Here is a 22,276-nt window from a genome sequence, read left to right on the forward strand (position 1 = left end):
GAGACGCAGGCGGCACTGCGGCCGCTGGTGCAGTAGCATTCCGGCTTTTGGTCTGCCGCTTGAACGATTTCGCCGAGGCGCAATGGTTCGAGCAGCACCGCATTTTCGCCGGTGACGATTGTGACGCCGCCCATCGGTCTTCTCCTCGAGGAAGAGCGTCATGGTGCCCGGCATGATGCGGGTCGAGACGGTCGGAAGCGCACCGATGCGGAGCGACGGGCCGCCGCCAGAACGCTCCTGCACCCTTTGGTCCTCCGTTATCTCCGAACCCGCGCCATTTTCATTAATCTTCTTCGACCCTTTTCGCCGGGCTCGCCGGTATCGGTTTGACAGGCGCGCCGGGAAAGATCTTTTGCAGGTTCCCGGCAATCACCTGATCGCCTTCCGAAACACCGGATGACAGCCCGACGAGGCCCTCAATGCTCGGGCCGAGGGAGACCAGCCGGTGCTCGACGACGTTGCCCTTGCCGACGAGATAGACATATTTTCCGAGTTGGCTCGATCCGAGGGCCGTCTCTGGCACCATCAGCACGTTCGGTTCGTCCCTGATGTGCAGGCGGACGCGGACGTATTGACCGGGCAGCAATGTGAGATCGGTGTTGTCGATCGTCGCGCGCGCCACGACCGTGCCGGTACTGCGCTCGACCGCATTGTTAATGAAGCTGAGATCGCCACGGTACCGCGGCTTGGTATCGCCCGGCAGGAACACTTCGGCCTGAACCGGCCCAGCTGCCCGCGCCTTCTGGATGTCAGCGAGCTCAGCTTCGCTCGGATTGAACTCGACATAGAGCGGCGAAAGTTGCACGAGGTTGTTGATTGGCGTGCCGGCAGTGTCACTGACTAGCGTTCCCTCCGGAGCCAGGTTTCGCCCGAGCCGCCCTGCAAAGGGCGCACGGATTTCCGTGTAATCGAGCTTGATCTCGGCGGTGCGCACCGCCGCCCGCGACATCGCGAGAGCCGCCTCCGCCTGTCGCACGGCGCTCTCGCGCTGGTCGAAAGTGTCCTTCGCCAAGTAGCCGGTCGTGGCAAGTTCGTTGCCACGCGTGAGATTGGAGCGAAGATAGGCAAGCGAAGCTTCGTCGCGTTGCACCTGGGCTTTCGCCTGATCGAGCTCGGCCTCGTAGTCGCGCGCGTCGATCCGGTAGAGGAGGTCGCCCTGCTTGACGTCGGCGCCATCCGGAATTTCCTGCGACCGCAGATAACCGGAGACCTTGGCCCGCAGCGTCACGTTGCGGATCGACTCCGTGCGCGCGGAATATTCGAGGTAGATGGGGATCGTCTTCTTGACCACCGCGGCGACAGGGACGGGCATGGCAGGCGGTGCTGCAGCAACCGCAGCCCCGGCGTCGCCGCCGTCGAACTCAATCTTGCCGCCGGTGTATGAATAGGCCGCAGCTAGAGCGACGATCGCGACCGCTGCGGCAAAGCCAAGTTTCAAACCGCGCATTTCAAGCTCCAGTCCCTATTCCGCCGCCTCGGGCTTCCGCCGTTCCTCAGCCCCGTTCACCGCGAGCCCCTCCCGCCACTGCTCTATGACAGCATAGAAGACCGGGACGAAAACAAGCGTCAGGATGGTTGCCATGAGCATGCCACCAAACACCGTCGTGCCGATCGACTGTCGGCTGGCGGCGCCGGCGCCCGTCGCGTACATCAGCGGGACGACGCCGAGAATGAAGGCGAATGCCGTCATCAAAATCGGGCGTAGCCGCAGGCGGGCCGCCTCGGCGGCAGCGCCGATGATGTCCAAGCCCTCCTGTCGCCGCCGCTTGGCGAACTCGACGATCAGAATGGCGTTTTTTGCTGCAAGCCCAACCAGCATCACGAAGCCGATCTGCGAATAGACGTCGATCTGCATGGCGCGCAGCCATAACGCGAGCAGCGCGCCCAGGAGAGCGAGCGGCACCGAAAGCAGCACCATGAACGGCATCGACCAGCTTTCATACTGCGCCGCAAGGATCAGGAAGCAGAAGACGATTGCCAGTGCGAAGACGAGTGCGGCGATCGATCCCGCCCTGATTTCCTGATAGGTGATGCCCGTCCATTCGAAGCTGAAGTCACGCGGCAGACTGGCCGCGGCGGCGCGCTCCATCGCCGCCACCGCCTGGCTCGAACTGTAGCCCGGGGCCGCCGCGCCGTTTACGAGCGCCGAGGGATAGTTGTTGTAGTGGGTAATGGTTTCGGGGCCGACGGTTGGTTTCAGGGAGCCGAGCGTGTCGAGCGGAACCATGTCGCCTGCCGAATTGCGCACGTAGAGCCGGGAAATGTCATTAGGATTGGCGCGAGCGCCTTGATCGGCCTGCAATGTGACGCGGAAAGTGCGGCCGAACAGGTTGAAGTCGTTGACATAGAGCGAACCGAAATAGATCTGCAGGGTATTGAATATATCCGGCAGGTTGAGACCCAAGAGCTTTGCCTTGTCACGGTCGAGATCATAGTTGAATTGCGGGCTCGACGTGCTGAACGTAGTGAAGAGTTGGTGCGGGTTTATCTCCGGCCGCTTTCGCGCCTCGGCTATCAAGGCTTGCGTGGCGTCGTTCAGCGCCACGCTGCCGTGACCGCCCAGGTCCTCGAGCTGGAATTCGAAGCCGCCCGTCGCCCCGAGCCCTTGTATCGACGGCGGATCGAAGGCGAGCACGAGGGCGTCGGGAATCTGCAGCAGGAGTGGCTGCACCGCTTCGCGCAGCGCCGACGCCCCCTGCTCAGGGGGCCGCTCATCCCACGGCTTCAGGACCGCGAACTGAACAGCGGAATTCGACTGACTCGCGAAACTCAGGAAATTGAAGCCGACCACCGAGCCGACGAAGTCCACGCCGGCCGTGCCGCGGAGTATTTCCTCCGACTGCCTCGCGACCGCTTCGGTCCGTTCTACCGATGCGCCGTCCGGGAGCTGGATGACCACGAAAAAATATCCCTGGTCTTCGACGGGCAGGAATGTGGAGGGAATGCGCTGCCACAAGGCGTAGGTAGAGCCGATGGCGGCCAAGAAGAGCCCGAAGAGGGCCCAACGCCACCGAACGAGCCCGGCAATGCTCCGTGCGTAACTGTGCGCGAGCCAGTGAAAACCGGTGTTGAACCAACGGAACAGCACGAATTTCGGCGCGCCGCGATGACGCAGGAAAGCGGCGCTGAGCGCCGGACTGAGCGTCAGCGAATTGAATGCCGAGAACGCAACCGATATCGCGACCGTCAGCGCGAACTGATTGTAAAGGCTGCCGGCGACGCCCGGAATGAAGGCGACCGGCACGAAAACGGCCAGAAGCACGGCCGTCGTCGCGATGATTGGTCCGGTCACCTCCTGCATCGCTTTGCGCGTCGCCGCGAGGGGGGCCAGGCCGGACTCAAGCTGCCGTTCGACGTTCTCGACGACGACGATGGCATCGTCGACCACCAGGCCGATGGCGAGCACCATTCCGAGCAGGCTCAGCATGTTCAGCGAGAAGCCGAGCAGGTACATGACGACAAGCGTCGCGATCAATGACACCGGAATGGCGATCGTCGGGATAATCGTCGTGCGCACGTTCTGGAGGAAGATGAAGACAACGGCAATGACGAGAGCCAGCGCCTCGACCAGCGTGATCACGACATCCTGCATCGCCGCGGACACGAAGCGCGTGGTGTCATAGAACATATGGTAGGCGATGCCCTTCGGAAAGCGCTGCGACAGCTCGTCCATCTTTGCCTTGACCCGGCTCTGAAGATCGAGCGCATTCGAACCGGGTGCCTGGAACACCGCCAAAACGACGCTTTGCTTGCCGTTGAAGCTGACGGAAGACGAATAGAGCAGCGCGCCCAGTTCGACGCGGGCCACGTCGCGCAGCCTGATCGCCGCACCGGTCTCCGGGTCGGCGCGCAGCACTATATCGGCAAATTGCCGGGGGTCGCTCAAGCGTCCGACCGCATTGATCTGCATCTCGAAGGGCGTGCCCGCCGGCGCCGGAGATTGCCCGATCTTTCCGCCGGCGACTTGGACGTTCTGCTCGGCGATGACGTTCTGCACGTCGACGGCGGTGATGCCCAGATTGGCCATGCGGTCTGGATCGAGCCATACGCGCATAGAATAACGCCGTTCGCCAAAGAGCTGGACATCACCGACCCCCGGCAGGCGCTTGAGAGGGTCGAGGATCTGCAGATAGGCATAGTTGCTGACGGAAGCGAAATCGACGGAATCGTCGGGAGAATCCAAGCTCACCAGCACGGTGAAATTCGGTATTTGCTTGGCGATCGTGACCCCGCTCTGATTGACGAGGGCCGGAAGCGAGGACGCTGCTTGCGAAACGCGGTTCTGCACATCAAGCGCCGCGACGTCGATGGGGTAGCCGACATCGAAGGAGATGATGATCCTCGAGGAGCCGTCATTGGAGCTCGTGGACGACATGTAGAGCATGCCCGGCACGCCATTGATCTGCTGTTCGAGCGGCGTGGTTACCGTATCGGCGACCACCTGAGCGCCGGCACCCGGATAGTTGGCGGCGACGACAATCTGTGGCGGGGTAATGTCCGGAAATTGGGAGACCGGAAGCAGGAAATAGCAAATGCCGCCCGCAAGCGTCATGACGATGGCGATCGCTGAGGCGAAAATCGGCCGGAGAATGAAGAACTCGATCATGGCCGGATCGATCCTTGTACGACACCGGAACTGCCGCGATCCTCGCCGATCGATAATGTCTGATGGACATCGCTCAATGGCCTGCGGTCCGACCGGTCATCGACCGGGGTAAACGCATTAGAGATATGTGCAGGAGAAGAGGCGGGCGGCCCCAAGGCATCGAAATCGACTTTGTCCGCGGTCACCGACACTCGGACCATCCGGTCAAGAAGCTTTCCCGCCGTCAGCCTGTCCAGCTTGCCCATCGTAAGCCTCCAGCACCAGCAAATCGCGATTTGCACCGTCGTTAATTAGACGTTTGACGATCGTGCCAACCGACATTGTGACATTCGTGCTAGAAATATTTCTTGCGGTTACCGTCGCGCCCGGAAGCGTTCGAGAAGATCGGCCGCTCCTTGATCTCCCGCCGCCGAGATGTTACAGATCGGTAACATTGGCGCATGTTACAGAACGGTTACAAAGCGTCAAGGGGCAACCGCCTTCGATACCAATTCGGCCGGCCGAACCTGATGACAACTGACAGCCAATCGCGTCGCTCCCCGCGTGATCGCATTGTCGATGCTGCCCGCGGATTGTTCCGCAAGCATGGTGTCCGGGGCGTTGGCGTCGATGCCATCGTCGACGCTGCCAACAGCAACAAGATGACGCTTTATCGCCATTTCAGCTCTAAGGACGACCTCATCGTCGAATGCCTCCGGCACGCGGGAATGGAGATGGATACTTACTGGCGGGAACTCGAGGAAGCGCACCCCGGCGACGGTTTGGCGCAGCTCAGGGATTGGGTCCGCCGGATCGCCGATCATCTCGGTGCCAACGACTGCAATTGCGAACTGATGAGCGCCGCCGTCCAACTCACGGACGAGGATCATCCTGCCCGGTCCGTTATCAAGAAGTTCAAGGATTCACAGCGCGATCATGTATTGGAGCTTTGCCGCAAGGCACGTGTCGCAAACGCCGAGTTGCTTTGCGACACGCTGCTGCTTTTGATCGAAGGTGCGCGGCTCCACCAGCAAAGCAGCGGCCACGAAGGTCCAAGCGCTCGATTTGCCGAAATCGCCGACGCGGCGATCCTTTCCTTTGCCGAGAGCAGCTCCGTCGCGGAATAGGCGCTGAAGCAGCGATCGAGTGTCTCTTCCTATTGCGTTGGCTGGTATCGCCCATCGCGGGTTTTCACTTGTCGCCCTCTCGGAGCGGTCGATGACCGCTTGTGGCTTGTGCTTCAGACTTGGCTTTACCGGGAGACTTGTCCGGGACATCGAAATGCATCCGGCGTCCACGACGCCAAAAAATCATTGATCCATCAGCCGGCGGGCGTCTGCTCTCACTCAGCCTCTGTAGCCCTCGGGCGAGGGTTAGAAACGAAGCTCCAGCGGAAAGTCAGTGCCTCGGCTGCGCACCGAAGCAGGGGCGGGCCTCGCCCAGTTCGAAGACTTGTGAGCTGACGAAGGCACCATTTATGAGAACCGAACTGACCCGCATGGGAACAAAGACTCAAAGCGCGTCGCGTGGCCCGAATTGAATGCGACGCGCTTTAGATGGCACTCACTGGCAAGCCGGGGAGCAGCTTGTCCAAGGTGATCGGGAATTCGCGCACGCGCACACCGGTCGCGTTGTAGATGGCGTTGGCGATCGCCGCCCCGGCGCCGCAGACGCCGAGTTCGCCGAGTCCCTTGGCGCCGAGCGGATTGGCTTTGTCGTCGTATTCCTCGAGAAAGACGACCTCCATGTCTGCAACGTCACCGTTGACGGGGACATGATACTCGGCGAGGTCGCCGTTGACGAAGTGGCCGTAGCGGGGATCGAGCACGGTTTCCTCCATCAGTGCAGCACCAATGCCCCAGGTCATGCCGCCGAGGATCTGCGAGCGGGCGGTCTTGGGGTTGAGGATGCGGCCCGCACCGATCACCGACAGCATGCGGCGCATGCGGATCTCGCCCGTGTCGCTGTCGACCGCGACTTCCGCGAAGTGCGCTCCATAGGAGTGCTGGGAGTAGGCTCTGTAGCTTTCCGTGTCGCGACCGGCGGCGACCGAACCGGTGCCCTCCATGCCGTCGGGAGCAATTCTGCCGATGAAATCGGCCAAACTCACAGAACGGTCGCCGACCCGGATCTCTCCGCCGACGAAGATCGGTGCGACGTCGTTCGCACCCCGAAGTGGGGAGCGGTCGCTGGATCGGGCCGCCTCCATGATTCTCTCCTTAAGCGCGTTGCAGGCGTGATGCAGTGCCGAACCCGCGCTCGCCGCCCCCCAGGAACCGCCGGAACCGGCCGTGCGCGGGAAGCGGCTGTCACCGAGTTCGACCTTGACCGCGGCGATCGGCACCCCGAGGCTTTCCGCCGCGATCTGGGTGAGGATGGTGTAGGTGCCGGTTCCGATATCGGTCATGTCGAGACGAGCCGTGACGCGGCCGGTCGCATCGATTGCCACCCTGGCCGTCCCCGCGCCGATATAATTCGGCCGAATGGCGGCCGCCATGCCGTAACCGATCAGCTTGCGGCCTTCGCGGATGCGTCCTGGCGTCGGCTTGCGGCGTTCCCAGCCGAAGCGGCGCGCGCCTTCCTGCATGCAGGCGACGAGGTTACGCGTTGAAAACGGCACGCCCTGTTCCGGATCCACGGTCGGCTCGTTGCGGATCCTCAGTTCGATCGGATCGAGACCGAGTTTTTCGGCGAGCTCATCCATCGCCGATTCAAAGGCGAGCATGCCCGGCGCCTCGCCGGGCGAGCGCATCCATTCGCCCCGATTGAGGTCGACCGGGACGAGCCGGTGGCGGGTCAACCGATTCGGCGCGGCATAAAGCGAGCGGGTGAAGACCGCGGTCTGCTCACAGAATTCCTCGAAGCCGGAGGTCGCCGACCAGACATCATGGCCGATCGACGTCAGCCGCCCATCGCGGTCCGCGCCGAGGCGCACCTGCTGGATCATCTCCGCCCGATAACCGGCATTGGCAAACATCTGCTGCCGCGTCAGCGCGACCTTGACGGGGCGGCGCAGCACCCTTGCGGCGAGCGCGGCGAGCACGCCGTCGGCATGGACGATCAACTTGGAGCCGAAACCACCGCCGATAAACGGGCTGACGATGCGGACACGCTCTCGCGGAATACCGAGCGTGCTGGCGAGGCCGGCCTGAAAGTTGGCAAGCGTCTGTGCGCACGTGTAGATCGTCACCTCGTCGCCCGACCAGACGGCGAGCGTCGCATGCGGCTCCATCGGGTTGTGATGCTCGTAAGGCGTCCGGTAGGTCGCGTCGACTTTGACCGGAGCGGCCGCGAAAGCGCCTTCGAAGTCGCCGATCGCGCTATCCGTCTCAAAGCCGGCATTGGTGCGCCGGGGCGTGTAGGCGTCGGCGAGACGCGCCGACAGATCGAAGGCCCCGCGCTCCTCTTCATAGCGCACCCTGATGAGCCCCGCGGCGGCTCGCGCCGCCTCGAATGTTTCCGCCACGACGAGCGCGACTGGCTCGTCGTAGAAGCGAACGCGGTTGCTGTTGAGCATGGGCCTGGCGCGGGTGAAGACCTCGGGCACCGTGGGTGTTACCGCCGGGCCGAATACCGGTTGGGCCGGTGCGTTCCGATGGGTCATGATGTGCAGCACGCCCGGCATCTTCTCGGCCTCCGCACTGTCGATCTCGACGATACGACCCTTGGCGATGGCCGCGCCGAGGATGTAGCCGTACGCGGCCCCATTCACGGCATGTTCATAGGCGTAGGTCGCACGGCCGGTGACTTTGAGCGGCCCGTCAACGCGCGCGAGCGGCTGACCGACAACGCCATTGCCGGTCTCGGAGGTACGGTTTTCACGTATTATGGTCTCTGTCATCATCGCACCTCATGCACCTTCGATAGCCGCGGCGAGCGTCTGCCGTATCGTGCGCTTTGCCAGCGGGATCTTGAAATCATTACCGCCACGCCCCACCGCTCCGGCGAGCGCGCTTTCGGCAGCATCGGAAAAGGCGGAGTCGGAGGCTGCTGCTTCGGCGAGGACGTATTCCGCTTCCGTCGCGCGCCACGGCTTCGGTGCGACGCCGCCCAACGCGATGCGGGCACTCCGTATGCGGTAGCCGCTCGTTTCGACAACGGTCGCGACCGAGACGAGCGCAAAGGCGTAGGAAGCGCGGTCTCGCACCTTGCGGTAAAGCTGCCGGCCAGGAGGCGGGGGCGGTAGGATCACGGCGGTGATCATCTCGCCGTGGCCGAGAGCCGTCTCGACATGCGGCGTCGAGCCCGGCAACCGGGAGAGATCGCCGACGGGAATGGTACGTTGCGTGCCGTCGGGCAGGGTGGTCTCGACCGCGGCGTCGAGTGCGGCCATGGCGACGGCCATATCCGAAGGATGCACGGCGATGCAGGCGTCGCTGGCGCCGAGCACAGCGTGCATCCGGTTGAAGCCCCGGAGGGCCGCGCAGCCCGATCCGGGCGCGCGCTTGTTGCAAGGCATGTTGCGGTCATAGAAATAGGGGCAGCGCGTGCGCTGGAGGAGATTGCCGGCGGTCGAAGCCTTGTTGCGGATCTGACCGGACGCGCCGGCGAGAAGCGCTTGGCTGAGGATCGGATAGCGCGATCGCACCCGCGCATCGGCGGCGAGATCGCTGTTGCGGACCTGTGCGCCGATGCGAAGGCCGCCCTCCGGCGTCTCCTCGATCCGGTCGAGCGGCAAGCGGCTGATATCGACGAGGTGTGTCGGCCGCTCGACCTCCAGCTTCATCAGGTCGAGAAGATTAGTGCCGCCGCTGATGAACTTCGCTTCGGGCTCGGCCGCCACCGCGGCGGCCGCCTCGTTTACGCTATTGGCGCGCACGTAGGTAAAGGGCTGCATGGGCTCACACCTCTTCGGCTGCGTCGCGGATGGCGGCGACAATGTTGGGATAGGCGGCACAACGGCAGATGTTGCCGCTCATGCGCTCGCGGATCTCTGCTTCGGTAAGCGCCGTCGGGCCGGATGCCAGATCGGCACTTGCGTGGCTCGGCCAGCCGGCCCTGACTTCCTCGAGCATTCCCACCGCCGAACAGATCTGCCCTGGCGTGCAATAACCGCATTGAAAGCCATCGTGGGCGACAAAGGCGGCCTGAACAGGGTGCAGTCGGTCACCGTCGGCGAGCCCTTCGATCGTCGTGATCTCGTCGCCTTCATGCTGGGCTGCGAGCGAGAGGCAGGAATTGATCCGTCGGCCGTTTACGAGGACTGTGCAGGCGCCGCACTGACCGTGGTCGCAGCCTTTTTTCGAACCGGTGAGGCCGAGGTCGTTTCGCAAGGCGTCAAGCAGAGTCGTGCGCGGGTCAAGCTCCAGTGCATGTTCGACTGCGTTGATCCTGAAGGTCATCGGTATTCGCGATATCGGTGCAGTAGCAAGCCCGGCCGTCATCGCAGCGCCAGCGTTCTCAGCACCGACGGGTAAGCCCGATGCCAGAAAGAGGCAGGTCGCTGCTCCGCCTTCCAAAACCGCCCGGCGCGTGATCCTGTAGTCCGTTTCGGCCATGAATGATCTCCCGGTCGCAACGGCACGGGCCAGGAGGGGTTTTCCATCCTGCCGCGAGCCGCCGAATTTCCTGTCTTCGACGTGCGGAACTTGGGTGCGCGGGGGGACGCTTTCTTTCAGAAAAGCGGAGGCGCTGTCAGGATTCCGGAGAAAAGTGCAGCCGGTAGGTGCGCGGCGTGATGCCCTTGAGGCGACGGAACGTCGTGGTGAAATGGCTCTGGCTGGAGAAGCCGAGGCGGAATGCAATCGCGCCTATTGCCAAACCGGTATCTCTGAGCAGCAGCTCCGCCCGCCTTACACGCTCCTCCAGGATATAGGCGTAGGGCGGGCGTCCGGTCGTCTCCTTGAAACGCCGTGCGAAGGTGTCTAGCGGCATGCCGGCAATGGCCGCCACCTCGCTCAGCGAGATATCGGAGGCGATATGGGCGTCGATATAATCGCGGACACGCTCGAACGTCCGGCGGCCAAGGCGGCCCTGGCTCGCGACCGGAAACAGGTTGCCTTCCAGGCCGGCCATGCGCAACGCGACGAGGGCAACCAGATGCTCGACATAGACGGTGTCCGGCACGTGGCCGAGCGACATCTCGGTGCAAAGCGATCGCAGAAGCGTGCCGATGACCGCGTCGCTCCTGTTCACCAGAACCGGCGTGTCGCGCAGCCGCTCCAATCCCGGAAGCACAAGCGCGGGATCAATCCACAAGGCAGAATAGGAGAGATCCACGTCGCGGTAAAAGCCAACGCGTTCTGCGCCGGCGGGAACGAAAGTGAGGACTCCGGGCCGGTCCTGCCCGTCATAAAGGGTCTTGCCCTCGGTCCGGATCGATGTCCGGGACGTACTTCCCCCATCTGTCAGCACGATCAGATGATGAGGTGCCGTCCAACGGAGTTCGGCCTCTTGGCATGCCCAGCGCCGACTGTCGAATATGACTGAAGAGTCAAGCCAGGACGCAGTTTGCAGCGGTGCTGATACTTCTTCGCGGGTCCGGATACGTCCATCGCCAAGCAATGGTTTGAATGACATCGCAAGACTCCATCAGTTCACCTCGGGAGCCCCGGCGGGCTGCGCCACAAAGCATGGGTGTATCGGTGAGGCTCCCTCACCGATACAGGGGAGAGTCATAGGAACAACAGTCCGGCCTTGATAGACCCGAGTTGTTCAAGGATGTTCAATGATTGGTGACCACCCGGGTTTTGTGCTTCCAAAGTCGCATTATGTATCGACTGGAATCGCGCGGGCAGGCGCGATCTACTCCCATGCGCTTAATGGCACGGGCACGAGCTTTCTGATTGGTGGATCCTTCCATTGTTTGAGCGGCTGCGCCTTTACGGAAATCGCGAACGCAGCCGTTCACACGATTGCGATGTGACTGCATATTAGCTATATTGCAGTCATTGAAGGCGAATACGAAGGTTTGACTATGGCTATCCTGACAGTACGGAATGTGCCCGATGAGGTGCATCGCGCTTTGCGCGTGCGCGCGGCGATGCACGGCCGCAGCACCGAGGCCGAAGTGCGTGACATTCTGGAAAGTGTGGTGAAGCCCGAGCAGCGCGTTCGCATGGGGGATGCCTTGGCTGCGGTCGGCCGGCGGCTGGGACTGACCAATGATGATTTCGCAGTGTTTGATGAGGTACGTGACAAGTCGCCGGCAGAGCCAATGAGGTTTGAATGATCGTCTTGGATACGAATGTCGTCTCCGAGGCGATGAAACCAGCCCCCAATCCGGCTGTGCACTCCTGGCTGAACGAACAGGTCGCTGAGACCCTGTACCTGTCCAGTGTGACGTTGGCCGAACTGCTGTTTGGCATCGGTGCTTTGCCGGATGGTCGGCGCAAGAAGGTTCTGACCGAAACGCTTGACGGCGTGCTCGAACTGTTTGGCGATCGCGTGTTGCCGTTCGACATCGGAGCTGCTCGGCATTATGCCGACTTAGCCGTGAAGGCCCGAGCGGCCGGCAAGGGCTTCCCGACGCCCGACGGATATATTGCCGCCATTGCCGCCTCCAAAGGATTCATCATAGCGACGCGTGATATGAGCCCCTTTGAAGCGGCAGGACTTACCGTCGTAAATCCCTGGAGCTACCAAGAAATCTAAAGCGTTAATTCACTGGTCTCTGGTTCGATTTCCTATCAAGGCGACGGATACCTTGTCCACTTCCCAAAAGCCGCGGTCGATCGTCTCGAATTTGGCAAGCCGAAGTTCGGCCGCCGCTTGCCTCACGTCTGGTTCGCGCCGCATGAGCGGACATTCGGCGATAGCTCAAGCTCGTGCACCAAGTCTCGCGCGAGTTCGAGCAAACCCGACTGGTTATTGTCGCAGGATTTTCTCCATCGCTTTCCCTTTCGCGAGTTCGTCGATCAGTTTGTCCAGGTAGCGGATTTCCCGCATAGTCGTTTCTTGGATTTCTTCCACACGGACGCCGCAGATCACTCCTGTAATCAACGATCGGGAGGGATTCATCTGAGGCGCTTGCGCAAAGAAATTCTCGAACGTGGTGTTCTTCGCCAACTGATCGTCCAGGGTCTGTTGGCTATACCCCGTCAGCCAACAGATGATTTCATCGACCTCTCCCTTCGTGCGCCCCTTCTTCTCCGCCTTGGCGACATAGTGGGGATAGACGCTCGCCACGCTGACTGAATAGATGCGATGCTTCGTCATCCGCCCTCCTGAACGTTCCAGATATTTTTCGGCTCAAGAGAGCTGACTTCAAGACCTCACCAAGTACAAAATGAACATCCTCCGCTACGCGGGGCTCAGGGCCCGAGCGCGGAAGGAGCGTTAAGTTCGCCAAGGCGAAACCGCGCCATTCATCGCGCCGGATGCCGATAACGCATGGGGTTCGATCTTTTGCTTCCCTTAGAGCACGCAACGTGTCGAGAGGAGTCGTCCCTACGCGAGCGCCAATGCGGAAGACGTTCGCGTTCGCACAGGCGCCTACGTGTTACCTCCGGAACTGCCGCAGTGGCACAGCCCGGGTATTCAGCAAAAGACCGATGGCGCGTGCGGGCTGAACGAAACTCCGCCACCACACGATGACAACAACCGTTTGAATTCGTCGCCAACGAATCTGGCGTGTGTAGTACCGACAGCTGGACACTTAGACCGGGAAGGGAAGCACCATGTCTAAGACCTCGTTCAATATTGAGCCTTCAGCCTTTCTGCCGGCGGCACGAAGCGCAGCCTTCTTGATCTACGCAGCACAGCTTACCGAGAGAATCCGCCAACGGAGGCGGATCAGCCGTGCACGCGGCTCCGCCCTCCATGAGATGCCGGATCACATCCTCAAGGACATCGGCGTGACGCGTTTCGAAATCGACCACCTTTGCTTCGGAAGAGTCGGCAACCGGCGCAAGGGCGCGTGATGCGGTCGGATGCCATTGTTTCCTCCGATCGAGAAATTAGATGAGGATGACCATGAAAACGCAACTTCTCTCCAGTGCCCTGTCGGCAGCGATCCTGATCGCCGCTGCTCCGGCACTTGGCCACGATGCGAAGTACCACGTGGCGAAGAACACTGAACTGAAACAGTTCGGTGGCAACCAAGTTCCGGCGCGATCTTTCGGCGGTGCACGAGTTCCTCTTTGGCCAAGCCTTACCGGTTCTCGCTCCGCCGCTTCGATGGCGAGCGAAGAAGCACAGGCTTATATCGATCAGGGGATGATGCTGAGTTTCGGGTTCAACCATGCCGAGGCTGCACGCAGCTTCAAGCAAGCACAGAAGCTTGATCCGTCTTGCGCGATCTGTTTCTGGGGCGAGGCGCTGGTGCTCGGCCCGAACATCAACGCACCGATGGATCCCGATGCGAATGCTGCGGCATTGGCGGCGGTGGCGAAAGCCATGACGCTTGCGCCCAATGCATCTCCGCGTGAGCAAGCGTTGATCGCCGCCCTGGCCCGTCGCTACGCGCCAGGCACCGAACGAGCAGTTCTTGACCAAGCCTATGCAGATGCCATGGCCGAAGTCGCCGGTAAGTTTCCGGATGACGACGATATTGCCGTTCTTTATGCAGAGGCGTTGATGGATCTCAGCCCCTGGGACTACTGGACCGACGCCGGCGCAAAACCGAAGGGAAAGACTGCGGAGATCATCTCGACGCTTGAGCGGGTGCTGGCGCGCAACCCGGAGCACGTTGGTGCGATCCATCTCTACATCCATGCTGTCGAGGCTTCGACGACGCCCGAGCGGGCGGAGCCGCACGCCGATCGCCTGGCGAAGATGGAGATCGATGCCGGTCATCTCGTTCACATGCCCTCCCACATCTACTACCGCGTCGGACGCTATGCCGATTCGCTTGCCGTCAACCGCCGGGCGGTCGCAGCTGACGAGTCGTTCTTTGAAACCGTGGCGCCTGAGGGGCTCTATGCAGGCGGGTACTATCCGCACAATATCCACTTCCTGCTGGTTTCGGCGCAAATGGCCGGCGACGGACCGACTGCAATCGAAGCTGCGCAGAAGCTCTCTAGGGTAGTCTCGGACGAGCTCGCGCGCGCCGCACCTGCCTTCGTTCAGCCGATAAAGGCTGCCCCCCTGTTTGCGCATGCCCAGTTCAGCGATCCTGAAACGATTCTGGGGGTCGCGCGTCCCACCGGCGCCTTCCCGTTTGTTGATGCGGCTTGGCACTATATGCGCGGGGTGGCCCAGGCTGCCCGCGGTGATGTCGACGCTGCTCGGGTCGAAAGGGCGGCGATCGCAGAGATCGCACGATCTTCCGACTTAAGCGGGCTCGAGGCAGGCGGAATGCCTGCTGCTGACGTACTGGCTATCGCCAGGCACGTCCTCACGGCTCGTATTGCCCAGGCCCGCGAAGATTGGCCGGCTGCCGCTCGCGCCTTCGCAGATGCCAAGAAAGTTGAGGATCAACTCTCATATATGGAACCGCGCCACTGGTATTACCCGGTTGGACAGTCACTTGGGGCGGCGCTGCTCCGCGTTGGCGATATTGATGGCGCGGAGAAGGCCTTTCTTGAGAGCCTCGATCTTGCTCCGAACAATGGCTGGGCACTGTTCGGCCTGAGCGAGGTCTACCGTGCACGCGGCGACGAAGTTTTGGTGGAAAAAACAACACGTCAATGGCGCGATGCTTGGGTCGGCAACACCTCGATGCTGCGGCTCGAACGACTTTAGGGCGGAGGCGCAGCAATTGGCGGCTCGAATTGGTGCGATCGGTCCAAGTTCCAGCCGGCCGGGCAGCGCGCGTTCGGTGGGATGGTGAAGGGCACTGCGCCGCCGCTACACCCGCTCCAGCGCGACCGCGATGCCCTGGCCGACGCCGATGCACATGGTGGAGAGCGAGTAGCGTCCGCCCGTCTCGACGAGCTCGAGTGCCGCCGTGCCGGTGATGCGCGCGCCGGACATGCCGAGCGGGTGGCCGAGCGCGATCGCGCCGCCATTGCGGTTGACGCGGGGATCGTCGTCGGCGATCCCGAGCTCGCGCAGCACCGCCAGGCCCTGGCTCGCGAAAGCCTCGTTGAGCTCGATGACGTCGAACTGGTCCTGCGTCATGCCGAGCCGCGCCATCAGCTTTTGCGAGGCGGGGAGAGGGCCGATTCCCATGATGCGTGGCGGCACGCCGGCGGTCGCGCCGCCAAGGATGCGGGCAATGGGTCTGAGCCCGTGTTTCTTCGCCGCCTCTTGCGATGCGATGATCAGCGCCGCCGCGCCGTCGTTGACGCCGGAGGCGTTGCCGGCGGTGACGGTACCGCCTTCGCGGAACGGCGCCTTCAGCTTGGCGAGCGCCTCGATCGTCGTTGCGCGCGGATGTTCGTCGCGGTCAACTGTGAGCGGCTCGCCCCTCTTTTGCGGAATGGTGACCGCAACGATCTCCTTGGCGAGACGGCCGTTCGCCTGGGCGGCCGCGGCCTTCGCTTGGCTGCGCACGGCAAAGGCGTCCTGATCCCCACGCGAGACATCATACGCCTCGGCGACGTTCTCGCCGGTCTCCGGCATCGAATCGACGCCGTATTGCGCCTTCATCAGCGGATTGATGAAGCGCCAGCCGATCGTCGTGTCGTGGATTTCGGCATGGCGCGAGAAGGCGCTCTCGGCCTTGGGCAGGACGAAGGGCGCCCGCGACATGGATTCGACGCCGCCGCCGATCATCAGCTCCGCCTCGCCGGATCTGATCGCGCGGGCCGCGGTGATCACCGCATCCATGCCGGAGCCGCAGAGCCGGTTGATCGTCGTGCCGGGGACGGAGACGGGCAGGCCCGCGAGCAACAGCGACATGCGCGCGACATTGCGGTTGTCCTCGCCCGCCTGGTTGGCACAGCCGAAGATCACGTCGTCGACCGCACCCCAGTCGACGGAGCCATTGCGCTCCATTAGCGCCTTCAGCGGGATGGCGCCAAGATCGTCGGCGCGCACGGCGGCAAGCGCGCCGCCGAAGCGGCCGATCGGCGTGCGGATATAGTCGCAGATGTAAGCTTCGCGCATCAGGCGGCCTCCTTCGCCGTACCGGTGCCCGCATGGGCCTTCCTGGTGCGGGCATTGATGTCGCGCAGCACCGAAAGCTCCGTTTCCGTCGGTGCCGGCGTCTCGATGACGATCTCGGCGAATTTAATCGGCCAGCCGCAATTCTCGATGATTTGCTCGCGGCTGACGCCGGGGTGGGTGGAGACGACGGTCAGTTCCTTGGTCTCCGGGGCCGGCTCGAGAATGCAGAGATCGGTGATGACGCGGGTCGGCCCGTTTGTCTTCAGGCCGAGCCTCTCGCGGTGGTTGCCGCCTTCGCCGTGCCCCATCGAGGTGACGAAGGGCAGCTTCTCGACGAAGCCGCGCTTCGTCAGCGCCATGGTGATGAAGATGCGGCCGCAATTGGAGGCGATCTCCGGCGCGCCGCCGCCGCCCGGCAGGCGGACCTTGGGATGGTCGTAAGGGCCGACGACGGTCGTGTTCAGGTTGGCGAATTTGTCGATCTGCGCGCCGCCGAGGAAGCCCGTCGTGATGCGGCCGCCCTGTAGCCAGTAGCGGAACATTTCCGGCACCGAGACGGTGAAGAGCGCCGTGTCGCAGAGCTCGCCGTCGCCGATCGAGAGCGGCAGGACGTCCGGCTTGGTGCCGACGGTGCCGCTCTCATAGATCAGCGTGATGTCCGGCGCATGCGTCAGCCGCGCGACGTTGCAGGCGGCAGAGGGCGCGCCGATGCCGACGAAGCAGACGTCGTCGTTGGAAAGTTCGCGGGCCGCGGCGATCGTCATCATTTCGTTTGCGGTGAAATCCGTCATCGTCGACTCCTCAGGCAACCTTGGCTGAGATTTTTGCGGCATGGCCGGCAAAGTCTTCCGGCGTCGCATCAAGCACGTTCTCCTTGATCCAGGCGGCGAAGGTCTCCCGGTCACGGGAAATCTCGTCCCAGCGGATGTAGAAGGCGTTGTTGCGCGGATAATAGCCATGCGCATAGGAGGGGAAGGCACCGCCCGGCACGTGGGCGACCGCGGTCACCGCCCAGCTTGGCAGCACGACGGAATTGGGCGAGGGCGGCGAGAGTTCGTCGACGATCTCCTCGACCGTGACGAGCGAGCGCCTGGCGGCCAGCACCGCCTCTTTCTGCACGCCGACGATGCCTTCGATCAGCACATTGCCTTTGCGGTCGGCGCGCTGCGCGTGGATGATCGTCACGTCAGGCCGGATCGCCGGCACGGCCGCGAGCACCTCGCCGGTGAAGGGACAGGTAACGCTTCTGATGTTGGCGTTCACCTTCGGCAGGTCGGCGCCGATATAGCCGCGCAACGTTGCGAAGGGCAGGTTCGCAGCGCCCGCCTCGTAGGCGTTCGCCATCGCCGCATGCGAATGCTCCTCGATTTGAAGCGGTCGCGGCCATTGATTTTCCACCGCGTCGCGGAAGCGGTGCAGCGAGCCGACGCCGGGATTGCCGCCCCAGGAGAATTTCATCCCGCGCGCCGCGCCGACGCCGATCAGCTGGTCATAGAGAATATCCGGCGTCATGCGCACGAGGAACAGGTCTCTCCTGCCCTGGCGGATCACCTCATGGCCGGCGGCATAGGGGATCAGATGGGTGAACCCTTCCATGGCGACGGTATCGCCATCCCTGACGTTCTCCGCCACCGCTTCGGCGAGCGACACGATACGAGCCATTAAAACCCTCCCTTCGTTTTTATTGCCGGCCTGCCGCTGGCCTTTTACGGCGGCATTCGGCAGCGGCTGCTGGTAATAAGCGCGCAGTTTCGAAGGCCGTCAAACATTTTGTGCGATATTTGACTTTTGTTCGTATATCGCACAATCTAGAGGTGAAACGGCAGGAGATGTCATGCGGGAAACGGATTTCGTCAGCGGCTTTGCCCGCGGGTTGCGGGTGATCGAAGCCTTCGGCGAGGCGCAGCCGCGTCTTTCGATCGCGGACGCCGCGAAGATCACCGGACTCGACCGGGCGACGGTCCGGCGGTCGCTGCTGACGCTGTCGGAACTGGGTTATGCCGACTATGACGGCAAGTTTTTCACGCTCACTCCGAGGATCCTGAGGCTCGGGCACGCCTATCTTTCGGCGACGCCGCTGCCGACGATCGTCCAGCCCTATCTCGACCAGCTTTCGGAAAAGGCGGGCCAGAGCGCCTCCGCCTCAGTGCTGGACGGCACCGAGATCGTCTATGTGGCACGCGCCTCGCAGCGCCGGGTGATGTCCATCAACCTGACGCCGGGCTCGCGCCTTCCCGCCTATTGCGCCTCGATGGGCCGCGTCCTGCTCGCCGCGCTTCCCGAGCCGGAGGCGCGCGCCATCCTCGCCCGCTCGGAGCTGAGGGCCAATACGCCGAAAACGAAGACCGATCCGGAGGAACTGATGGCGGAGCTCAGCCGGGTTCGCGCGCAAGGCTATGCAATCATCGATCAGGAACTCGAGCTCGGGCTATGCTCGATCGCGGTGCCGCTGATGAACGCGCGCAACCAGGTCATTGCCGCGCTCAATATCGGCGCTCCCGCGGCTCACGTCGCGGCCGCTGAACTGGCGGAGCGCTACCTGCTGTTGCTCAAGGAGACGCAGGCGGCACTGCGGCCGCTGGTACAGTAGCCGAGTCTCTGTTCCGAAAAATCCGCATTCGGCACCTGAGACCCGGCTTCGCTTTCGGTGGAGAGAGCGAACGTTGGCGTGGCCGTCAGCCGCGCCGAGCCGCCTCGATCGCGGCGACGTCGATCTTCCCCATATCCAGCATCGCAACAAACGCGCGTTTTGCTTCATCGCCGCCCGCAGCCAGCCCCTCGGTCAGCACGCGCGGCGTGATTTGCCACGAGACGCCCCATTTGTCCTTGCACCAACCGCACGCACTTTCCTGACCGCCATTGCTGACGATGGCGTTCCAATAGCGGTCGGTCTCTTCTTGATCGTCAGTGGCGATCTGGAATGAGAAGGCTTCGCTATGTTTGAACATGGGCCCACCATTGAGGCCGATACACGGGATGCCGGCGACGGTGAATTCGACCGTCAGCACGTCGCCCGCCTTGCCGGACGGGTAGTCGCTGGGAGCTCGGAAGATGGCACCGATCGAGCTGTTCGGAAAAGTCTCGGCGTAGAAGCGGGCTGCAGCCTCGGCATCCTTGTCATACCATAGGCAGATCGTGTTCTTGGCGATGGCCATTGCTTGTCCCTTTCGCTTTGAGCCAGTTCAGGATTTCCGGCGCACTCGCAGGCGGTTCACAGTCAGGCTGAACGCCCCACCAGCAGCAGAGAATGCGCACAGCCATCCGACGTTCCGCCGGCAATGCCCGAAAGGTTATAGCAGTTTCGCCAGGGCTGCCGCTCTCAAGACCAGATGCGGCCATTCATCCATTGAGTCTGGTCCGGCGTAGGACGACGTTTTCTCCGTCTTCGAATGCGAAGTCAGGACGCGCCTGCAGGAACTCGTCTGTCGCCGTTCGGCATCCTTCGTAGTCATGGTAGTCATCGATCAGGATGACCCCGCGCGGACTTATCCGGTCTGCCAGCCCATTCAGGCAATAGCTGACGGGATCATACCAGTCGCAGTCGATGTGAGCGAAGGCGATCTTCTCTATGCCGGCCGCCGGGAGGGTGTTCTCGAATAGTCCCTTATGGAGGTTGACCATCGGCCCATCGATGGCGAGGCCATACTTCGTGAAGGACCGGCAGACTTCATCGAAAAGGTTGTCGCGGTAGCCATAGTAAAACTCGCCGCCGAGTCCTTTTGATTCCCCGCTCGCGATCGTCTTGTAACGGTCCCTTGCTTTCTGGCCGTCCTTCGCCGATTGAGGTGGGGGGATCATTCCAAAAACATCGAAGCCGTGAAAGCGGCGTCGATGGCGGTTTGCTTTCTTGGACAGGATGATGGCGCTTCCGCCCAGGGCAATGCCGAATTCGGCTATGTCGCCAGGCACATTCTCTTTCAGAACTTCCTTCAGCGCTGTCTCGAGACGTCTCAGCTTCCGAGGCGAGAGGTAGGTAAGGCGCTCTCGCCGCACCGACCGCGCCGTGGCACTCAACCGGGAAGTTTCGAGCATGTGGCGCGCACGCCAAAGCCGACAGCGACAAGCGCTTTGATCTGGCGCTAGGCCAGTTACTGGGAAAAGCGGCAAAGCCGACCGCGAAAACATGGAAGCCACGAGAGGGAAAAGCGCTGACGGGCAGCATCAAGGCTGACGGAAAGACGTACACGTTGGCGCTCAAAGCCGACGAAGCGCCCGCCTTCGGGGAGTTTCTTACAAATAAGCTCGATGAGCTTTACGCAGAATTCAAACGTACAGGAGACTGAGCCGCAAAAGAAAAAGGCCCCCAAACGTTGCCGTCGTGGAAGCCCTTCTCTGTGTTGTAGCGAACCGAGAATCGCATTTCCCCGAATCCCAGTCAAGAGTCCTTGGCACCGTTTTTGGTGAGCAGGTTTCTTTTGCCTTTTTGAAAGGTGAAGGAAATGCAGGTTGGAAGTGTGACGACGCCCTTTGGGCGGCGGCCGATCTCGCTTGCCCAAATCAAAGGGCAGCTGCGGACGGCCGAAATCAAACCCGGCAAGACCGCCGACAAATGGAAGGTGTTCCGTGACGCCTGCGAGGCGAGGGCGGTGCTCGGCATTCAGGACCGCGCCCTTGCGGTGCTCGATGCTCTGCTGACGTTTTACCCGGACAACGAGCTTTGCGAAGACCGCGGTCTCGTCGTATTTCCGTCAAATGATCAGCTCTCGGTACGCGCGCACGGTATTGCAGGCACGACCTTGCGCCGGCATCTCGCCGCGCTGGTGGACGCAGGATTGATCCAGCGGAAGGACAGCGCCAACGGCAAGCGTTACGCCCGCAAGGATGATAGCGGGGCGATCGAGGAGGCTTTCGGCTTCAGCCTGGCGCCGCTGCTGGCCCGTGCCGAGGAGCTCGCCCACGCCGCACAAGAGGTTGCCGCAGAGCGTAAGCGCTTCCGCATCACCAAGGAGGCGCTGTCGATCTGCCGGCGCGATGTGCGCAAGCTGATCAGCGCTGCGATGGAGGAGGGGGCTGCCGGAGATTGGGGGCGCATCGAGGAGGTGTTCCTCGGTCTGACCGGGCGCATCCCCCGCACACCTACGATCGCCGATATCGACACAATCCTCGAAGAGATGAAGATGCTGCGCGAGGAAATCATCAACCGGCTCGAAACTCAGGAAGATTCCGAAAATACGGCCAGCAATGCTGTTCAAAACGAACGCCACATACAGAATTCAAATACCGAATCCAGCAATGAACTTGAACCTAGCTCTCGAGAAGAGCAGGGCGCGAAGCCGAGCCAGAAAACGGGGTCGATGCGTGTGCCGATAAAGGCATTTCCGCTGGGTATGGTGCTGAAGGCCTGCCCAGAGATCAACGATTATGGGCCGGGGGGCGCGGTGGGAAGCTGGCGCGACCTGATGTCGGCGGCGGTCGTCGTTCGATCGATGCTGGGGGTCAGCCCGTCGGCCTACGAGGATGCCTGCGAGGTCATGGGGCCGGAAAACGCGGCGGTTGCTGTTGCCTGCATTCTCGGAAGGGCGGGGCACATCAACAATGCCGGCGGTTACCTCAGGGATCTGACCGCCAAGGCGCGGCGAGGGGAATTCTCCCTCGGCCCAATGCTGATGGCACTGATGCGGGCACGTGGGGTGCATGTGCGCATGGTCTCGTGAATGACACGGTGATAAGCTGCAGGGCGATGGTTCAGGGAGCCGGCGTGGGCTCAGCCGTCGTTTATTTGCAATGCTATTGAGACTAAGTCGGCATGCCGGCTTTGGG

20 protein-coding genes and 1 pseudogene are annotated in these 22,276 nt (G+C 62.3%); 7 read left to right on the forward strand and 14 right to left on the reverse strand.

Going from position 1 to position 22,276, the window contains the following annotated elements:
• Positions 1-65: 65 nt before the first annotated feature.
• The 4 genes and pseudogenes from M728_RS17875 to M728_RS17890 all read right to left on the reverse strand — a co-directional run.
• Positions 66-252: pseudogene (locus M728_RS17875) on the reverse strand (LysR family transcriptional regulator); the annotation flags it as partial.
• A gap of 31 nt (positions 253-283) precedes the next feature.
• Positions 284-1,447, reverse strand: coding sequence for an efflux RND transporter periplasmic adaptor subunit (locus tag M728_RS17880; protein WP_026620573.1), 1,164 nt, complete (start codon positions 1,445-1,447; stop codon positions 284-286).
• Positions 1,448-1,462: 15 nt separating this feature from the next.
• Positions 1,463-4,606, reverse strand: coding sequence for an efflux RND transporter permease subunit (locus tag M728_RS17885; RefSeq protein ID WP_026620574.1), 3,144 nt, complete (start codon positions 4,604-4,606; stop codon positions 1,463-1,465).
• Positions 4,603-4,851, reverse strand: coding sequence for a hypothetical protein (locus M728_RS17890; protein ID WP_026620575.1), 249 nt, complete (start codon positions 4,849-4,851; stop codon positions 4,603-4,605). The genes M728_RS17885 and M728_RS17890 overlap by 4 nt, the downstream gene beginning before the upstream one ends.
• 264 nt (positions 4,852-5,115) lie before the next feature.
• Between M728_RS17890 and M728_RS17895 the strand changes: the two genes are divergently transcribed.
• Positions 5,116-5,712, forward strand: a complete 597-nt coding sequence (locus M728_RS17895; RefSeq protein WP_026620576.1) for a TetR/AcrR family transcriptional regulator — start codon at positions 5,116-5,118, stop codon at positions 5,710-5,712.
• A gap of 425 nt (positions 5,713-6,137) precedes the next feature.
• Here the strand turns inward: M728_RS17895 and M728_RS17900 are convergent, their stop codons facing one another.
• The 4 genes from M728_RS17900 to M728_RS17915 form a co-directional block, all read right to left on the reverse strand.
• Positions 6,138-8,426: a xanthine dehydrogenase family protein molybdopterin-binding subunit gene (locus tag M728_RS17900; RefSeq protein WP_026620577.1), complete on the reverse strand. Its 2,289-nt coding sequence runs from the start codon at positions 8,424-8,426 to the stop codon at positions 6,138-6,140.
• Between the two features lie 9 nt (positions 8,427-8,435).
• Complete coding sequence (locus M728_RS17905) at positions 8,436-9,422, reverse strand: xanthine dehydrogenase family protein subunit M (protein WP_026620578.1); 987 nt, start codon at positions 9,420-9,422, stop codon at positions 8,436-8,438.
• Between the two features lie 4 nt (positions 9,423-9,426).
• Complete coding sequence (locus tag M728_RS17910; RefSeq protein WP_026620579.1) at positions 9,427-10,083, reverse strand: 2Fe-2S iron-sulfur cluster-binding protein; 657 nt, start codon at positions 10,081-10,083, stop codon at positions 9,427-9,429.
• A 136-nt stretch (positions 10,084-10,219) separates the two neighbouring features.
• Positions 10,220-11,104: an AraC family transcriptional regulator gene (locus M728_RS17915; RefSeq protein WP_026620580.1), complete on the reverse strand. Its 885-nt coding sequence runs from the start codon at positions 11,102-11,104 to the stop codon at positions 10,220-10,222.
• 397 nt (positions 11,105-11,501) lie between these two features.
• On the opposite strand from M728_RS17915, the gene M728_RS17920 reads away from it, so the two are divergent.
• Positions 11,502-11,756 carry a plasmid stabilization protein gene (locus M728_RS17920; RefSeq protein ID WP_026620581.1) on the forward strand — a complete coding sequence of 85 codons (255 nt, stop codon included), beginning with the start codon at positions 11,502-11,504 and terminating at the stop codon, positions 11,754-11,756.
• Positions 11,753-12,178 carry a type II toxin-antitoxin system VapC family toxin gene (locus M728_RS17925; RefSeq protein WP_026620582.1) on the forward strand — a complete coding sequence of 142 codons (426 nt, stop codon included), beginning with the start codon at positions 11,753-11,755 and terminating at the stop codon, positions 12,176-12,178. The genes M728_RS17920 and M728_RS17925 overlap by 4 nt, the downstream gene beginning before the upstream one ends.
• Positions 12,179-12,391: 213 nt before the next feature.
• Here the strand turns inward: M728_RS17925 and M728_RS17930 are convergent, their stop codons facing one another.
• Positions 12,392-12,742, reverse strand: coding sequence for a DUF2200 domain-containing protein (locus M728_RS17930; RefSeq protein WP_026620583.1), 351 nt, complete (start codon positions 12,740-12,742; stop codon positions 12,392-12,394).
• Between the two features lie 461 nt (positions 12,743-13,203).
• Here M728_RS17930 and M728_RS17935 point away from each other — a divergent pair, with 461 nt between their 5' ends.
• On the forward strand, positions 13,204-13,446 hold the full coding sequence (locus M728_RS17935; RefSeq protein ID WP_026620584.1) for a DUF1127 domain-containing protein: 243 nt from the start codon (positions 13,204-13,206) through the stop codon (positions 13,444-13,446).
• A gap of 40 nt (positions 13,447-13,486) precedes the next feature.
• Positions 13,487-15,208: a type IV pilus biogenesis/stability protein PilW gene (locus tag M728_RS17940; protein ID WP_026620585.1), complete on the forward strand. Its 1,722-nt coding sequence runs from the start codon at positions 13,487-13,489 to the stop codon at positions 15,206-15,208.
• A gap of 105 nt (positions 15,209-15,313) precedes the next feature.
• On the opposite strand, the gene pcaF is transcribed toward M728_RS17940, so the two are convergent.
• Genes pcaF through M728_RS17955 form a run of 3 tightly spaced genes read right to left on the reverse strand, consistent with a single transcriptional unit; the run spans position 15,314 to position 18,178 of the window.
• Complete coding sequence (pcaF, locus tag M728_RS17945) at positions 15,314-16,516, reverse strand: 3-oxoadipyl-CoA thiolase (protein WP_026620586.1); 1,203 nt, start codon at positions 16,514-16,516, stop codon at positions 15,314-15,316.
• Complete coding sequence (locus tag M728_RS17950; RefSeq protein WP_026620587.1) at positions 16,516-17,307, reverse strand: CoA-transferase subunit beta; 792 nt, start codon at positions 17,305-17,307, stop codon at positions 16,516-16,518. The genes pcaF and M728_RS17950 overlap by 1 nt, the downstream gene beginning before the upstream one ends.
• 10 nt (positions 17,308-17,317) lie before the next feature.
• Positions 17,318-18,178, reverse strand: a complete 861-nt coding sequence (locus M728_RS17955; RefSeq protein WP_026620588.1) for a CoA transferase subunit A — start codon at positions 18,176-18,178, stop codon at positions 17,318-17,320.
• A gap of 172 nt (positions 18,179-18,350) precedes the next feature.
• On the opposite strand from M728_RS17955, the gene M728_RS17960 reads away from it, so the two are divergent.
• Positions 18,351-19,106: an IclR family transcriptional regulator gene (locus M728_RS17960; protein WP_026620589.1), complete on the forward strand. Its 756-nt coding sequence runs from the start codon at positions 18,351-18,353 to the stop codon at positions 19,104-19,106.
• Positions 19,107-19,191: 85 nt separating this feature from the next.
• Here the strand turns inward: M728_RS17960 and M728_RS17965 are convergent, their stop codons facing one another.
• Together M728_RS17965 and M728_RS17970 are read right to left on the reverse strand one after the other, a co-directional pair.
• Positions 19,192-19,665, reverse strand: coding sequence for a glyoxalase family protein (locus M728_RS17965; RefSeq protein ID WP_026620590.1), 474 nt, complete (start codon positions 19,663-19,665; stop codon positions 19,192-19,194).
• A 190-nt stretch (positions 19,666-19,855) separates the two neighbouring features.
• On the reverse strand, positions 19,856-20,548 hold the full coding sequence (locus tag M728_RS17970) for a TylF/MycF/NovP-related O-methyltransferase (RefSeq protein WP_026620591.1): 693 nt from the start codon (positions 20,546-20,548) through the stop codon (positions 19,856-19,858).
• Between the two features lie 407 nt (positions 20,549-20,955).
• Here M728_RS17970 and repC point away from each other — a divergent pair, with 407 nt between their 5' ends.
• Positions 20,956-22,170, forward strand: coding sequence for a plasmid replication protein RepC (repC, locus tag M728_RS17975; protein ID WP_026620592.1), 1,215 nt, complete (start codon positions 20,956-20,958; stop codon positions 22,168-22,170).
• The last annotated feature ends 106 nt before the right edge of the window (positions 22,171-22,276 follow it).

Source organism: Ensifer sp. WSM1721 (assembly GCF_000513895.2).
Taxonomy (GTDB): domain Bacteria; phylum Pseudomonadota; class Alphaproteobacteria; order Rhizobiales; family Rhizobiaceae; genus Sinorhizobium.